At 67.7% G+C, this 13,023-nt stretch carries 13 protein-coding genes; 4 read left to right on the forward strand and 9 right to left on the reverse strand.

The genetic code is table 11. The features are described 5' to 3' along the window. Window positions 1-29: 29 nt before the first annotated feature. The 3 genes from G9C83_RS14445 to G9C83_RS14455 are packed head-to-tail and all read right to left on the reverse strand — an operon-like array spanning window position 30 to window position 3,683. Window positions 30-1,490, reverse strand: coding sequence for a 2-oxo acid dehydrogenase subunit E2 (locus tag G9C83_RS14445; protein ID WP_167247115.1), 1,461 nt, complete (start codon window positions 1,488-1,490; stop codon window positions 30-32). A 60-nt stretch (window positions 1,491-1,550) separates the two neighbouring features. Next, a complete protein-coding gene (locus tag G9C83_RS14450) occupies window positions 1,551-2,516 on the reverse strand; it encodes an alpha-ketoacid dehydrogenase subunit beta (protein WP_167247117.1) in 966 nt (321 codons plus the stop codon). Between the two features lie 3 nt (window positions 2,517-2,519). Then, a complete protein-coding gene (locus G9C83_RS14455; protein WP_167247119.1) occupies window positions 2,520-3,683 on the reverse strand; it encodes a thiamine pyrophosphate-dependent enzyme in 1,164 nt (387 codons plus the stop codon). Window positions 3,684-3,864: 181 nt separating this feature from the next. Between G9C83_RS14455 and G9C83_RS14460 the strand changes: the two genes are divergently transcribed. The 3 genes from G9C83_RS14460 (at window position 3,865) to G9C83_RS14470 (ending at window position 6,459) form a co-directional block, all read left to right on the forward strand. Next, entirely contained in the window at window positions 3,865-4,953 is a 1,089-nt protein-coding gene (locus tag G9C83_RS14460; protein WP_167247121.1) for an amidohydrolase family protein, read from the forward strand. Next, a complete protein-coding gene (locus G9C83_RS14465; RefSeq protein ID WP_167247123.1) occupies window positions 4,950-5,327 on the forward strand; it encodes a Rieske 2Fe-2S domain-containing protein in 378 nt (125 codons plus the stop codon). Before G9C83_RS14460 ends, G9C83_RS14465 begins: the two co-directional genes overlap by 4 nt. Window positions 5,328-5,424: 97 nt before the next feature. Continuing rightward, window positions 5,425-6,459 (forward strand): ABC transporter substrate-binding protein, encoded by a 1,035-nt coding sequence (locus G9C83_RS14470; RefSeq protein ID WP_167247125.1) that lies wholly within the window; start codon window positions 5,425-5,427, stop codon window positions 6,457-6,459. A gap of 62 nt (window positions 6,460-6,521) precedes the next feature. Here G9C83_RS14470 and G9C83_RS14475 read toward each other — a convergent pair whose 3' ends face one another. The 6 genes from G9C83_RS14475 to G9C83_RS14500 form a co-directional block, all read right to left on the reverse strand. Next, window positions 6,522-7,301 carry an ABC transporter permease gene (locus G9C83_RS14475; RefSeq protein WP_167247127.1) on the reverse strand — a complete coding sequence of 260 codons (780 nt, stop codon included), beginning with the start codon at window positions 7,299-7,301 and terminating at the stop codon, window positions 6,522-6,524. Beyond that, on the reverse strand, window positions 7,292-8,083 hold the full coding sequence (locus tag G9C83_RS16080) for an ABC transporter permease (RefSeq protein WP_167247129.1): 792 nt from the start codon (window positions 8,081-8,083) through the stop codon (window positions 7,292-7,294). Before G9C83_RS16080 ends, G9C83_RS14475 begins: the two co-directional genes overlap by 10 nt. Before the next feature lie 2 nt (window positions 8,084-8,085). After that, the gene (locus tag G9C83_RS14485; protein WP_167247131.1) at window positions 8,086-8,868 is read right to left on the reverse strand and encodes an ABC transporter ATP-binding protein; all 783 of its coding nucleotides are present in this window, start codon (window positions 8,866-8,868) and stop codon (window positions 8,086-8,088) included. Between the two features lie 238 nt (window positions 8,869-9,106). Next, window positions 9,107-11,329, reverse strand: coding sequence for an LUD domain-containing protein (locus G9C83_RS14490; protein ID WP_167247133.1), 2,223 nt, complete (start codon window positions 11,327-11,329; stop codon window positions 9,107-9,109). Beyond that, entirely contained in the window at window positions 11,326-11,832 is a 507-nt protein-coding gene (locus tag G9C83_RS14495; RefSeq protein WP_167247135.1) for an LUD domain-containing protein, read from the reverse strand. Before G9C83_RS14495 ends, G9C83_RS14490 begins: the two co-directional genes overlap by 4 nt. Before the next feature lie 38 nt (window positions 11,833-11,870). After that, on the reverse strand, window positions 11,871-12,362 hold the full coding sequence (locus G9C83_RS14500; RefSeq protein ID WP_167247137.1) for a universal stress protein: 492 nt from the start codon (window positions 12,360-12,362) through the stop codon (window positions 11,871-11,873). Window positions 12,363-12,462: 100 nt separating this feature from the next. Between G9C83_RS14500 and G9C83_RS14505 the strand changes: the two genes are divergently transcribed. Further along, window positions 12,463-12,948: a DUF3237 domain-containing protein gene (locus G9C83_RS14505; RefSeq protein ID WP_167247139.1), complete on the forward strand. Its 486-nt coding sequence runs from the start codon at window positions 12,463-12,465 to the stop codon at window positions 12,946-12,948. The last annotated feature ends 75 nt before the right edge of the window (window positions 12,949-13,023 follow it).

Consider the following 13,023-nt stretch of genomic DNA (forward strand, 5'->3'; position numbering starts at 1 on the left):
CCCCGCTAAAAGTCCCCGTGTTCCCCGAGCTACAGCAGCAGGCGCGCGGGGTGCCCGAGCAGCTCCTGCACGCGGTTCGTGAACTGCGCGGCCTCCGCGCCGTCGACCAGCCGGTGGTCGAGGGACATCGACAGCCGCATCGTCTCGCGGGCGACGACCTCGTCGTCGACGACCCACGGGCGCTTCTCGACGGGGCCCATCGCGAGGATCGCGGCCTCGGGGTGGTTGATGATGGGCGCGGAGAACTCGCCGCCGATGACGCCGATGTTCGTGATGGTGAACGTCCCGCCCTGCATCTCCGAGCGGGCGAGCTCGCGGTTTCGCGCGCGAGTCGCGAGGTCGTCGATTTCCGCGGCGAGCTCGACGAGGCTCTTCTGGTCGGCGTGTTTCACGACCGGGACCATGAGGCCCGCGTCGGTCGCCACCGCGATGCCGATGTTGTACTCGTCGTGGAGGACGATCTCCTCGGCGTCCTCGTCGAGGCTGGCGTTCAGGTACGGGAACTCCTGGAGCGCGCGCGTCACCGCCTTCACGACGAACGGCAGGTACGTGAGGTTCACGCCCTCCGCCTCGGCCGGGCCGCGGAGCTCCTCGCGGACGGCGACGAGGTCGGCGGCGTCGAACTCGTCGTGGTGGGCGACGTGGGGCGCGGTGTACTTCGAGCGCGCCATCTGCTCGCCGATGGTCTTCCGAATGCCGCTGTACGGCACGCGCTCGCCCGACGACGCCCCAGACGCAGCCTCGCTCGCGGTCGAGCCAGCGGCAGCCTCGCCGTCGGATTCGACGTACGCCCGGACGTCCTCGGGCGTGACGAACGCCTCCCCGTCGCGCTCCTCGCTCGCGGGCACGTCGTTGAGGTCGACGCCCTCCTCGCGGGCGAGCCGGCGGGTCGCGGGCATCGCGAGCGTCCGGTCGCGGGACCCGTCGCCGCTCTCCACGACGACCGGCTCCTCGTCCGTCGACTCCCCTCGTTCTGCTGCGGCGGGCTCCGCGGGCTCGGGCGTCCCGCCGGATTCGGCGTACGCGCGCACGTCGGCGGCCGTGACGCGGCCGCCGGGACCGCTGCCCGACACGTCCGCGAGGTCGACGTCGAGTTCGCGCGCGAGCGTTCGCGTGCTCGGCGACGCGAACACGCGCTCGTCCGATTCGTCGCCCGCCTCGTCGTCGACCTTCTCGACGGCGGACTCCACGTCGTCCTCGCCTCCGGCTTCGGTTTCGGCCTCGGCTGCTCCCTCGTCGTCCGGTGCGCCCTCCACGTCGAAAGTGACGATGACGGAGTCGACGGGCACCGTCTCGCCCTCCTCGGCGTGGAACTCTTCGACGGTGCCGTCGTACGGGGACGGCACCTCCACGAGCGCCTTGTCGGTCTCGACTTCGGCGATCGTCTGGTCGGCTTCGACCGTCTCGCCGACCTTGACGAGCCAGGAGACGAGTTCGCCTTCAGCGATACCCTCACCGAGGTCCGGTAGCTCGAACGTCTGCTCGGCCATACCCTGTACGCGTCGGCTGTCCCTTTCAGTATTTCCGTCTGTCTAAGAACTGGTAGGAGTTCAGGCGGAGAGCGCGCGCTCGATGGCGTCGAGGATGCGCGGCGGGTGCGGGAAGTAGTAGTCCTCCATCGACAGCAGCGGTACGGGCGTGTCGAAGCCCGTGACGCGCTCGACGGGGGCTTCGAGGTACATCAGCGCCTCGTCGTTGATGCGCGCGACGACGTCCCCGCCCACGCCGTTGCTCCGCGGGCCCTCGTGGACGACCACTGCGCGCCCCGTCTTTTTGACGGACTCCACGACCGTTTCGGTGTCCAGCGGCGAGATCGTACGCAGGTCGACGACCTCCGCGTCGGCGTCGAGTTCGTCGACCGCTTCCAGCGTCGCGGGCATCATCGACCCCCAGCTAATCACCGTGACGTCCTCGCCCTCGCGCCGGACGGCGGCCTCGCCGAGCGGGACCTCGTAGTCCTCCTCGGGGACCTCCTCGCGGAACGACCGGTAGATGCGCTTGGGTTCCATGAACAGCACGGGGTCGGGGTCCCGGATCGACGCGAGCAACAGCCCCTTCGTGTCGTGAGGCGTGCTCGGCGCGACCACCTTCAGGCCGGGGATGTGGGCGTACGCGCCCTCCATGCTCTCGGAGTGGTGTTCGAGCGCGCGCACGCCGGCGCCGTACGGCATCCGCACGACCATCGGCGCCGTGAGCTCGCCGCGGGTGCGCCACCTGATCCGGCTCGCGTTCGTCACGAGCTGGTCGAACGCCGGCGGCAGGAACCCCGAGAACTGGATCTCGGCGACCGGCCGCAGACCGTACATCGCCAGCCCCGTCGCGGCGCCGACGATGGCGATCTCCGACAGCGGCGTGTCGACCACGCGGTCGCCGCCGAACTCCGCTAAGAGCTCGTCGGTCGCGCGGAACACCCCGCCGCTCTCGGCGACGTCCTCGCCGAAGACGACCACGTCGTCGTCGGCCGCCATCTCCGTGTGCAATGCGTCGTTGACTGCTTCTACGATGGTTGCCTGCATGAGTCACCCCTTGGGTCGCTGCTCGATGTAGTCGTACAGCTCCGGGCGGCGGTCGAGGAGGTCCACGAACTCCTCGTACTGGCGCTGGAGCTCCGGCGGCATCTCCTCGTAGACGTGCGCGAAGATCTCCACGATCTCGCGCTCCGCGAACTCGTTGGCGGCCTCCAGCGCGGCGTCGAACTCCGCCTCGATGTCCGCCACGATGGCGTCGTGGTCGATGTCCTCCCAGAGCCCCTCGGCTTTCAGGAACTCGCGGTAGCGCTCCAGCGGGTCGTTCTCCTCCCACGCGTCGACCTCGTCGTCGCTCCGGTAGCGCGTCGGGTCGTCGCTCGTGGTGTGGGCGTCCAGCCGGTACGTGACGGACTCCACGAAGACGGGCTCGCCCTCGCGGACGCGCTCGCGGGCCTCCGAGACGGCGTCGTAGACGGCGAGGACGTCCTGGCCGTCGACGCGGATGGCGTCCATGCCGTAGGCGAGGGCCTTCTGCGCGAGCGTGTTCGCGGCGGTCTGTTCGTCCGCGGACAGGGAGATGGCGTACTGGTTGTTCTGACAGAAGAACAGCGCCGGCACGCCGAGCGCGCCCGCGAAGTTGATGGCCTCGTGGGCGGCGCCCGTGGAGGTCGCGCCGTCGCCGAGATAGGCGGTGGCGATGGCGTCGTCGCCGCGGATGTCCATCCCCCACGCGAGACCTGTAACCAGCGGAAGGTGCGAGCCGATAGAGATGGCGACCTGGGAGTTCTGCTCGGCGAACGCCTGCTGGCCCTCCTCGATGCCGCGCCAGAACAGGATCATGTCCTCCATCGAGGCGCCGCGCATGAACATCGGCGTCCACGCGCGCCCGACGTACAGCCAGTCCTCGGGCCGGAGCGTGTACGCGCTCCCGATGATGCTGGCCTCCTGGCCGCGGGTGGACCCGAAGGTCCCGAGTTCGCCGCGACGCTGGATGCTCACCATGCGTCGGCTGAACACGCGGTCGGTGACCATCCAGCGGTAGAGGTCACGGAACTGCTCGGCGTCGAGGTCGGGGACGTCGTCGGCGTCGTACGACCCGTCCGGCCCCACGATCTGGTGGGTGTCGACCGCGAGGTCGTCCTGCGTGAGGAACCGGGGGTCGCCAGCGCTGACGGCAGCGTTGGCTGGGTGGTCGGTTGGTTCGTTCTCGGTCATTCGACGAGTAACGTGTTGTGAAGGGGGATAAATAAATTAGTGGGTGGGCGCGGCCGGCACTCCCGGCGGCCGTCGGCAGCGAACAAATTCGGCCGCCGTCGCGAGAACTTGGCTAAAGATTTATTATAAACCGTCTCTACTCCACACCCATGCTACCCGTTCATACGGCGGTGGTCAGCGGATGATCGACCCCAGCGAGCACCGCGTCGTCGACTGCGACTGGCACTACGCGGACACCTTCACGCAGGTCGCGCCGTACATGCCCGAGCCCTGGAAGACGAAGTTCCAGAAGAGCGGCTGGGGCGGCACCGGCGTCAAGCAGAACCTCGCGGCGTTCTTCCCGGCGTCTACGGGGAACCGCTTCAACTACGGGAAGATCGAGCGGGAGTTCTCCGAGTACCCCGACGGCGGCGACGAGAAGGCGGACGTCGTCGAGGGGATGGACCACCTCGACATCGACGAGACGCTCCAAATCTCGCACCTGATTCTGGCGATGGGCGGCGTCAGCGCCGACGACCGCCGCGTCGAGGCGTTCGTGAAGGGGTACATCGAGTACATGCTCGAAGAAGTCCTCGACCCGGACGAGGGCATCTACGGGCTGGCGCCGATGCCGTACCAAGACATCGACGCGTCGCTGGACGTTCTCGACCGGATCGAGGACGAAGAGGCGTTCAAGGGCGTCGTGATGGTGACCGCCGGCGCGAGTCCGCCGCTGGGCAACCGCAAGTACGACCCCATCTACGAGCGCTGCGAGGAGGAGGGCTACCCGGTCGTCTACCACACCGGCGGCTCCGGGCTGGACGACTACGTCCGCGCGGGCTACCAGGACATGATCGAGACGCACACGCTGGGCTTCCTCGAATCGAACATGTCCCAGATCGTGAGCGTGGCGTGCCAGGGCGTCGCGGAGAAGTTCCCGGACCTCGAAATCGTGTTCATGGAGTCCGGCGTGACGTACATCCCGGGGCTGGTCAGCCGCATCAACGAGGAGTACCTCAAGCGCTCCGAGGAGGCGCCGCTGCTGGAGAAGAAGCCCGGCGACTACATCACGGACTTCTACTTCGGCACACAGCCCCTGGAGATCTCCGCGCGGAACGACCTCCTCGAACTCTGCTTCGACATGGTCGGCACGGAGAACATGCTGTACGCCTCCGACTACCCGCACTGGGACTTCGACAGCCCGAGCGTCATCACGGACCTCCCGATGCTCAGCGACGAGGACAGGAAGAACATTCTCGGGCAGAACGCCGTGGAGGTGTTCGACCTGTGAGCGCCGAGGAGCGCGTCGAGGTCGGTCCCGCCGCCGACTTCGACGACGGCGACGCGGAGATCGTGCAGGTCGGGCGCGCGGAGGTCGGCGTCGTCAAGGCCGACGGCGACTTCTTCGCGATGCGCAACGAGTGCCCCCACGACGGCGGCCCGGTCTGCAAGGGGAAAGTCGAGCCGCGGCTCGTCGGCGAGTGGGGCGGCTCCGGCGAGCGCGTCGACCAGCACTACAGCGACGACCAGTGCATCATCTCGTGCCCGTGGCACGGCTGGTCGTTCGACATCGAGACGGGCGAGCACATCGGGGACGACCGGTACGTCGTCCCGACGTACGAGGTCGTCGTCGAGGACGGCGTCGTCTACGTGAACAACGAGTAGAGCCCGGCAGACCCGACTCCTCTTTCGTTCTCGACGAAACTATAGGATACGATATATACATGTATCTTTTTGTAACTTGAGCGTGGTGGATGGTACGATGGCACGCACGAGCACTAACAGGCGCACGTTTCTGAAGAGTGGCACCGCCGCAGCCGCGGCGGTCGGACTCACGGGAGTGACAGGCTGTCTCGGTGGCGGCGGTGGCGGCGGCGCGTCGGACCTCTCGCTGGCGTTCACCGTCCCGGTCGAGAACCTCGGGTCGCTGTTCGACATCGAGGCGATCCGCGACGAGATGCCAAACGCCGGCGACGGCTACGAACTCAGCGTCACGCGCAACGAGAGCACGCCGGACTCGCTGAACGCGATGGCGGCCGGCGAGGTCGACCTCGCGCTGCTCACCACAGTGAGCTACGGGTCCGCGGTCCGCGAGGAGGCGGTCCCCGGGAACATCTCGATGATCGCGACGGACTTCTGGGACGCCCACCCCGAGTGGTACGGCTTCACGCTGTTCTCCGGGCCGGACACGGGCATCACCGAGGCAGCAGACCTGGAAGGCGCGAACATCGCGATGAACTCCCAGGGGACGGGCGTTCACGCGGTCGTCCAGAAGGCGCTCACCGACGCCGGCCTCGACCCCGACAACGACGCCGAGATCGTCGAGATCCCGTTCCCGTCGATCACGTCGGCCATCAACGACGGCCGCGTCGACGTCGGCATCTACCCGGCGCTGTTCGCGGGCGGCGCGCGCGCCGAGGGGTTCAACGAAGTCATCACCAGTCAGGACCTCTGGGACGAGGCGTACCCGTTCGCGTACACGGTCGCGTCCAACGACTCTCTCGACAACAAGTCCGACGCCATCGAGCTGTTCGGCGAGGACCTCGCGCAGCTCGTCGAGTACAGCTACGACAACCGCTCGGAGGTCGTCTCGATGGCCGCCGAGCACTTCGAGCTCCCGGAGGAGGTCGTCGACGGGTTCTTCCTGACGAACGACGACTACTACCGCCAGAACATCAACATCGACATGGACCGCCTCCAGGCCACGATGGACGAGCTCGTCGAGATGGGCTTCCTCGAAGAGAGCTTCGACGTCACCGAGTACGCCACCAACGAGTACGTCCCGTCCAGCAACTAACGCGAGGCACAGCCGGTTTCGGCCCGACTCACTTTTCGCGAACGCCGAGAGGAAGAAGCCGCCTACGTCCAGCGCAGCAGCCGGCCGCGCGCTGCCCGCAGCAACCTGTCGAGGAACAGGCCGACGAGCATGATGGCGATGATGGCGGCGTACGTCTGCGTCGACTGGAACGACCGCACGCCCTCGATCTCGAGCGCGCCGAGGCCGCCGCCGCCCGCGATCATCTCGAAGACGAACGTGATGATCAGCGACAGCGGCAGCGCGATCTGGATGCCGGTGACGATGCCGGGCGCCGCAGCGGGCAGGACGACCCGCCACAGCAGCCGCGTGTCACTGGTCCCCATCATGCGCGCCGCCCACACGAGGTTCTTCTCGACCTGCTTGGTCGACTCCCGGGCGTTCACCGCGATGGGCCAGAACGTCCCCACCGCGACCATGATGATCTTCGACATGTCGCCGATGCCGAACCACAGCATGAACACCGGGATGAGCGCGATGATCGGCACCGGGTAGCCGATCTTGATGATCGGGTCGAAGAACCAGTCCGCGAAGCGGTTCCGCGCGCTCAGCACGCCCACGGTGACGCCGAAGACGATGGCGAGCGCGAGCCCGACGAACGCGCGCTTCAGCGTGAGGTACGCGTTCTCCAGCATCTCGCCGTTCGCCGTGAGCTCGTAGAACCGCGCGAGCACGTCCGACAGCGGCGGCAGGAAGTAGTAGTGGATCATCCCCAGCTGGGTGACGACCTCCCAGAGCACGAGGAGGATGACCAGCGAGTACACCGATTTGAGGACGTCGACGACGACCGACGCGTCGAACTCGCGGGGGCTGGTCACGTCCATACTAACACCCGTTCACGGAGCAGTTCGAACCCGCGGACGGCGAAGTACGCCACCGCGGAGATGACGACGATGTTCGCGAACATCGTCGCGTAGTTACCGATCTGTCCGGCGGTCAGGATGAGGTAGCCGATGCCCTGGTCGGAGGCGATGAGCTCCGCGCTCACCAGCGCGATGAACGCGATGGGGACCGCCTGCCGAATGCCGGTCATGATCTCGGGGACAGTGGCGGGAATGACGACCTTGACGAACAGCCGGCGGCCCTCCGTCCCCATCATCTTCGCCGCCCACACGAGGTTCTGGTCGACGTTCTCGGCGGCGTTGTACGCGTTCATCACGATGGGCAGCAGGCACGCGAGGAACACGATGAGAATCGCGGTCTGGGTGCCGACGCCGAGCCAGAGAATCGCGAGCGGCACCAGCGCGGTCTTCGGAATCGGGTAGGTGAGCGCGAGCAGGACCTCGAAGAAGTTCTCGACGGGGTCGAGCCGCGCCATCCCGATGCCGAGCAGCACGCCGATGCCGATGGAGAGTGCGAGACCGACGCCGATTCGGTACAGCGAGACGAACAGGTGCGAGTACATCGTCCCTTCCACGATGAGCGTCTGAATCTCGCCGGCGACGATAGTCGGCGACGGCAGCACTTCCGCGGGGACGACGGTGCCGCTGGCGTACTCCCAGAGGAGCGTGAGGATGACGAGCGGAATCCAGTCGAAGACGAACCTGCCGGCGCGCTGGAGCGGCCCCGGGACGTTCTCGAACGAGCGGACCGTGGCGTTGCTCACGGCTACGGTTGCACCTCCGGTTGGGTCTCCTCCCGTAACGACTTCCAGACCTGGTTCTTCGTCTCGTTGAACTCGTCGCTCGTGATGATGTCCGCCCGTGTTTTCGAGTGGTCGAGGTCGACCTCGGTGACGGTCTTCTTCGTGCCGGGGTGGCGAGTCATCACCATCACGGTGTCCGAGAGGTAGACGGCCTCCTCGACGTCGTGGGTGACGAAGATGACGGTCTTGTTGAGGTCGCCCCAGATGTCGATGAGCTGGTCCTGGAGGTCCTCGCGCAGCGGCTGGTCGAGCGCGCCGAACGGCTCGTCCATCAGCAGAATCTTCGGGTCGTAGGCGAGCGTGCGCGCGAGCCCGACGCGCTGTTTCATCCCGCCGGAGAGCTCCTTCGGGTAGTTGTCCTCGAAGCCCGTGAGGTCCATCATGTCGATGTACTTCTGGGCGGTCGAGCGGCGCTCTTCCTTGCCCATGTCCTGTTCCTCGAGGCCGTAGGTGACGTTCTCCATGACGGTCCGCCACGGGAACAGCGCGTAGTCCTGGAAGACGACGCCGCGGTCGGTGCCGGGGCCGTCGATGGGCGTGCCGTCGACCTCGATGGTGCCCGAGGTCTCGTCGAGGAAGCCGGCGACGAGGTACAGGAGGGTGCTCTTCCCGCAGCCGGAGGGCCCGACGACGCTGACGAACTCGCCGCCGTCGATGTCGAAGGAGAGGTCCTCGACGGCGGTCGTACGCTCGCCGCCGTCGTCGTACACCTTCTCGAGGTTGGATATCGTTACGTTGCCGTCCATGCTAGGCAACCACCAGTTTCCGCAGATGCGTCGCAGTCGCGGGGGATGCGCGACCGGGGGCGGTGCGTTCGTCGAGTGGGCGAGCGCGGACTGACTGACTCGTGTTCGGGGATGTGAGGGGGCGCCCGTGGGGTTGCAACCCACTCTCACTGTGGTGGAGTGTCACACTCCAGTTGAAGTAGTAACCGTATAAAAAATTTTCCCGTAAGGCGCCCCTCTCGGCGCGCTGGCTGCCGATTCAGCGCGTCCGTGGCACGCGCTCGACCGCCGGCGCGACGAGCTCGACCGGGTGCGTGGAGTCCTGCGGGAGCAGGGACTCCAGCTGTTCGTGACAGGACGCGCCGCTGGCCACGAGGCGGCGCTGGTCGACGTTCTGTGCCTCGAACTGGTCGGCGAGCGTCTCGCCGACGTCGACGCTGAGCTCGTAGTACTCGGACTTGTAGCCGAAGCTCCCGGCCATCCCGCAGCACTCCACGTCCGAGGTCACCACGTCGTAGTCGAGGCGCTCGAACACCGCCTCCGTGTACTGGTCGACGTCGAGCGTGCGCTGCTGACAGTGGCTGTGGTAGGCGATGTCACCACCTCCCGCGAGCACGTCGGGGTCGGCGCCGTTCTCCAGCAGGCCGTAGACGTACTCCATGACCTCGTAGCTGTTTTCGGCGAGCCGCTGGGCGCGCTCGCCGTCGAGCAGGCGCTCGTACTCGCGGCGGAACGCGGCGAGGTCGGAGGGCTCGATGGCGACGACGTCCCGGCCGGCGTCGAGGTGGGGGTCGAGGCTGTCCGCGACGCGCTCGGCGTTCTCGCGGGCCGTCGCGATCATCCCCTGCGAGAGCGGTGCGCGCCCGCTCTCGTGGCACGGCGCGATGCTGACGTCGACGCCCAGCGCTTCCAGCGTGCGGACGGCGGCCTTCCCGCGGTCGACGAGCACGTAGTTGGTGTACGTGTCCGGGTAGAGGACGGCCTCGCGGTCGGCGTCGCCGGCGGTCGCGAGCGGCTCCCGCGACTCGAACCAGTCCACGAGCGTCTCCCGCTGGAACTCGGGGAGGTCGCGGCGGCGGTCGACGCCCGCGACGCGCTCCATGACCGCCCGCGAAGGCCCCCAGTCGGCGAGCCAGTTCGAGACCGGTGCGGTCGCGGACCCGAGTTTCGCGAGCGTCCCGAAGTTCCCGAACAGGCGCTTCTGGAGGTCCACGCCACCCGGGTCCGCGTCCGGTGTGAGCCCCTCGACGAGCCAGTCGAACTCCTCGTCGGTGCCGCGGTTGACGCGGTCGCGGACGACCGTGTTGATCCACGGGATGTCGATTTTCACGGGGCAGGCGTCGACGCAGCGCGAGCAGCCCGTACAGAGGTCGTTGAACTCCGCCGCGGAGTCCATGCCGTGGACGCCGGCCTCCCAGCCGGTGGCGATGCCGCCCGTGTACGTCTCGCCGCCGAAGGCGTGCCCGCCGACGTGCTGGAAGTTCGCACAGGAGTTCGCGCACGCGCCACAGCGGATGCAGTACAGCGTCTCCCGGAGCTCGTCGTCCTCGCGCATCTCCGTGCGGCCGTTGTCCAGCAGCACGAGGTGGAACTCGCGGTCGTCGGTGCTCCGGTCGAGGGGTTCGTCGGGGTTCTCGAAGTCGACGACCGGCGAGTCGACGGGCGGCGAGAGCAAGGAGAGGTACGTCGCGATGTCCTGCCCGCCCGCGGCGCGCGCGATGAGTTCGGCGAACGGCGGGAAGTCGTCGATGCTCGGGATCAGTTTCTCGACGCCCGCGACCGCGACGTGCGTGTCGGGCGTGACCGCGCACTTCCGCGCGTTGCCCTCGTTGGTAACGAGCGAGATGGTGCCCGATTCGGCGAACACGAAGTTCGCGCCCGTCATTCCAACGTCGGCGTCCATGATCTTCTCGCCGACGTGGTCGCGCGCGAACTGCGTGAGGTCCTCGGCGGTCTCCAGGGTTTCGTCGGTGTCGAAGTGCGCGTTGAACAGTTTCGCGATGTCCTCGGTGGACTTGTGGAACGCCGGCCCGACGAGGTGCGAGGGCGCCTCGTCGGCGACCTGCACGACGAACTCTCCGAGGTCCGTCTCCGTGACGTCGACGCCCGCGTCCTCCAGCGCGTCGTTGACGTCGATCTCCTCGGTGGTCATCGACTTCGACTTCGTGAGCGTCTCGGCGTCCTTGGACTCGGCGACCTCGGTGATGTAGCGGTTCGCGTCCGCGGCGTCCTCGGCGACGTACACCTCGCCGCCGTTCGCCTCGACGGACTCCCGGACCGTCTCGACGAGCTCGGGGAGGCGCTCGATGGCGTCCTCCTTGATTTCGCGAGCCCGCGTGCGGAGCTCGTCGATGTCGTCGCGGTGACTGTTCGTCTCGTAGCGGCCCGCGTTGACGTGCGTGGTGTTCTCGAAGACGGCGTCACCCTCCGTCTCGAGGAGGTGGCGGATCTTCGCGGCCTTGCGCTCGCGGTCGGCGCTCATCGGTCGGTCAACACCACCGCGTGGACGCGCTGTGGGCCGTGAACGCCCGAAACGAGTTCGCCCATGTCGGCCGTGGCGCTGGCGCCCGTCGCGAGCACCGCGGAGTCACGGCCCGCGTCGAACTCCTCGCCGAGCCACGACGCGGTTTCGTGGACGTTCTCGCGGAGGTCGCTGGCGCGCACGACGCCGACGTGCGTGGTCGGGTAGAGGCTCACGGGCTCGGCGCCCGCCTCGTCGGCCTGAATCACGAAGGTCCCGTAGTCGACGATGCCGTGCACGCGCGTCACGCCAGTCTCGGCCTCCCGGAGCAGGCGCGGGGTCGGCGGCACCTCGACGTCGGTGTCGTCGAGGGAGACGCCGTCGATGTCGAGCGGAACGCCGACGGCCGGCTGCTCGACCACGTCGTCGAGCGCGTCCGCGAACGCTCCGGCCTCGACGCGCGTGCAGGCGACGTCGGCACCGGACAGCGAGTCCGCGAACCGGTCAATGGTGTCCGTTCGCATGGCACGTACTCCGTCCACGCCGGGCTTATGTCTACCGGTCACTCCTCCGTCATGACCGTCACGACGGGAATCTCGGCGTTGAGGAGGAACGACTGCGTGGCGCTCCCGAACACCGCCTTCCCGACGGGCGTGCGCTTCCGGCCGCCCACGACGAGGTAGGACGCGTCGTCGAGGCCGTCGACGACGCCCAGCACTTCGCCGACGGTTTCGCCGACGCGCCCCTCGTAGCTGACGTTCTCGGGGAGCACGTCGAGCGTCTGCTCGGTGACGTCCTCGGCGACGCCCGCGGCGTCGCGGTTCGCCTGGTCGACGGTGTAGGTGTCACCGCCGGTGCTGCCGTAGTCGGTGCCCGACGCCGTCGGGAACCCGAAGTTCGCGGTCGAGCCGCTGTCCGAGCGCTCCTCGTAGGCGTCCTGAGACATGACGTGGACGACGACGAACTCCTCGCCGTACTGGTCGGCGAGGTCGGCGCCGACTTCGACGACGCGGTCGGGAATCTGCTCTCCGTCGACTGCTGCGACGATTGCCATGCGCGGCGATTCACGGCCGGGGCACAAAAACGTGTACCCGGCTCCCGCGGCCGCACGGCCGGGGCAGCACCTATGTACCCGGAGCCGCGTGTTGGCCCCTATGGGAGTCATCGACGAGCACGACAACGAACACCTGACGCCGTCGCTCGAACACGTCCTCGACCTCGACATCGAGGTCGCCGAACCACTCGTCATCGGCGAGACGGGGGACGGCGAGCGCCGCATCATCGAGATTACGGACGGCACTATCTCCGGCCGCGTCGACGGCCACGTGCTGCCGGGCGGCGCGGACTACCAGCTCTACAGAACTGAACGCCCGACCGAACTCGTCGCGAAGTACGCCTTCGAGACGGACTCGGGCTCGCGGGTGTACGTGGAGAACCGCGGCATCCGCTGGGCGCCGCCCGAGGTCAGCCGCAAGCTCCGAGACGGCGAGGAGGTCGACCCCGACGACGTCTACTTCAGGTCCGTTCCGCAGTTCGAGACGGCGGACCCCGACCTGGAGTGGCTCACCCAGAGCGTGTTCATCGCCACCGGCGTGCGCCAGCCGTACGGCGTGAAGCTCGCCGTGTACCGGGTCGCCTGAGGCGGGCGTGTGACAGCCGGTCGGGCTGACGGCCCGGACCTCTCGAATGTATCAGGATACGTGATACCTTCACGG

The sequence above is a fragment of the Halobacterium sp. R2-5 genome (genome assembly GCF_011734195.1).
Classification (GTDB): domain Archaea; phylum Halobacteriota; class Halobacteria; order Halobacteriales; family Halobacteriaceae; genus Halobacterium.